Here is a 2,498-nt window from a genome sequence, read left to right as displayed (position 1 = left end):
CATGCCCATCAACTTAAAAGTGTTAACTATCCCCAAAAGTAAAAAATGCCATCCTTTCTTTATATTCGTGATAGAATATAAAGAAATTGAATGTTTTTTCTTAATATTAGGAATTTGTCAGGAGTTTTAATTGTGTGACTGCGTAGTTACAAATTTTTTAAAAGGATGGGATTAAAATGAACGCCACATTAGAAGCTGTGTCCACAGAACAGCTAGAAATATTAAAGAATTTCTATGCCCTATACTTACACGATTTATCCGAATTCTCCCCTACCCTACATCCAAATGAAAATGGATTTTTTGAATTTGATGCTTTTGAACTTATTTGTACTCGTGAGGAGCTTATCCCGTATTTCATTAAATATGAGGAAAAATATATTGGCTTTATCCTATTAGCTAAAGTACCATTTACGGCCCCTGAAACAGACTTTTGTATTAACGATTTTTTCTTATTAAAGCCGTATAGAGGAAAACAAATAGCAGATCAAACGATTTTAGGGATTTTCAAACAACACATGGGAACATATTACGTGGCCCAATTAAAAAGCAATTCGAGAGCAGTGGCTTTCTGGAAAAAATTCTATCAAAAAAACGAGATTGAATATCAAGAAATTGATAAAATGGATGAAGATGATTTGTGCTTAACACAAACCTTTACAGTGCCAGCTTTACTTTTTAAACAATAAATCCGTGTGACTACTCAGTCCTTCTCAGGGTCTTTTCTTGCCACGTGCAAAATTTTATAACAAAGAAAGGCAGCAATCTATATGCTGAAAAATGAAAATAAATTGGGCGTATTTTTGCTGGAATCATACTCCTTACCAAACTTCTAAATGAAGCGTATGGTTGAGTAGTTACAATACTTTTATATCCATATAACGAAAAAAGCGTTATTCTTTTTGTGGAAAATATACAGAAAGGATGGCGTTTTTTATGAATCTTTCGATTCAAGGTGAACTCCAATTATTTGCTGAAGAATTATATGAACATCTTACTCCTTCATTTCTCGAAAATCTCGCTAAAGAACTAGGGTTTGTACAACGGAAACGAAAGTTTTCGGGTCATGATTTAGCTACTATCTGTGTCTGGATCAGTCAACGGGTAGCAAGTGATTCTTTAGTGAGACTGTGTAGTCAACTTCATGCTGTTACAGGAACTCTTATGAGCCCTGAAGGACTTAATAAACGTTTCAATAAAAAAGCTGTTTTCTTTTTAAAACACATTTTCTCTACATTACTAAAAATTAAAATTTGTGAAACATCAGTGATTCCAAGCTCTTCAATCGCTTATTTTCAGCGAATTCGTATTTTAGATGCAACGATTTTCCAGGTGCCAAAGCATTTAGCTAGTGTGTATCCTGGATCAGGTGGTTGTGCTCAAACAGCGGGTATAAAAATCCAGTTAGAATATGATTTACATAATGGTCAATTTTTAAACTTCCAAGTGGATCCAGGGAAAAATAATGATAAAACTTTTGGAACAGAATGTTTATCAACATTACGTTCTGGGGATCTGTGCATTCGGGATTTAGGATATTATTCACTGGATGATTTAGATCAAACGGACCAACGTGGTGCGTATTATATATCACGGCTCAAATTAAACAATAAGGTATATACCAAAAATGAATTTCCTGAATACTTTCGAAATGGGACAATAAAAAAACAATCTCAGTACATTAAAATTGATTTAGAACACATTATGAATACCTTAAAACCAGGACAGTCTTATGAAATAAAAGAAGCTTACATTGGAAGGGATAAAAAACTATTCACGCGGGTGATTATGTATCGATTAACGGAAAAGCAACTTCGTGAGCGTATGAAAAAACAAGTGTATACGGAAAGTAAAAAGGGCATTACATATTCGGAAAAAAGCAAACGATTAGCTGGCATGAATCTATATGTTACCAACACACCTTGGGAAATCGTTCCGATGGAACAAATCCATGATTTTTACTCTCTCCGCTGGCAAATAGAGATTGTATTTAAAACATGGAAATCCCTATTTCAAATTCATCATTGGAAAAATATTAAACAAGAGCGATTAGAATGTCATGTTTATGGAAAACTTATTGCCATTTTTTTATGTTCTTCTACTATGTTTAAGATGCGCCAGTTAATTTTACAAAAAAAGAAACAAGAATTAAGTGAATATAAAGCAATTGGAATGATTCAAGATCATTTATCGATTTTGTATCAAGCCATACAACAAAACACCCAAGAAATAACAAAGATTTTAATTCGCCTGTTTCACTTGCTTCAGAAAAATGGGCGGAAATCTCATCGATACGAAAAGAAAACAGTCTTTGATATTTTAGGTGTTGTCTATGAATATAATGGATTGAGAAAACAAAAGAAAGCTGCATAATTTTAAAAAACGATACCTATCTAGGTTTATTTGGTATGCCCATTTTTAAAGATACCAAATATTTCGAGAGTTTTTTGGTTATATGAACGAAAGTTCATTGTGTTTCCATTCTTAAGTGGATAGGCATG

At 33.0% G+C, this 2,498-nt stretch carries 2 protein-coding genes; both read left to right on the top strand.

The annotated features are described in order from the left end of the window. Positions 1-176: 176 nt before the first annotated feature. On the top strand, positions 177-686 hold the full coding sequence (locus ACS2CR_RS33890; protein ID WP_153603179.1) for a GNAT family N-acetyltransferase: 510 nt from the start codon (positions 177-179) through the stop codon (positions 684-686). A 247-nt stretch (positions 687-933) separates the two neighbouring features. Next, positions 934-2,370, top strand: a complete 1,437-nt coding sequence (locus tag ACS2CR_RS33885; RefSeq protein WP_153603180.1) for an IS4 family transposase — start codon at positions 934-936, stop codon at positions 2,368-2,370. Positions 2,371-2,498: the final 128 nt, after the last annotated feature.

This window comes from Bacillus cereus group sp. BceL291, assembly GCF_051776705.1.
In the GTDB taxonomy this organism is placed as follows: domain Bacteria; phylum Bacillota; class Bacilli; order Bacillales; family Bacillaceae_G; genus Bacillus_A; species Bacillus_A cereus.
This window is presented reverse-complemented; position numbering and strand designations above follow the sequence as displayed.

Bases quoted from the DNA above. Each gene is read 5' to 3' on its own strand.
- ACS2CR_RS33885 (WP_153603180.1), top strand. From the start codon at position 934: ATGAATCTTTCGATTCAAGGTGAACTCCAATTATTTGCTGAAGAATTA.
- ACS2CR_RS33890 (WP_153603179.1), top strand. From the start codon at position 177: ATGAACGCCACATTAGAAGCTGTGTCCACAGAACAGCTAGAAATATTA.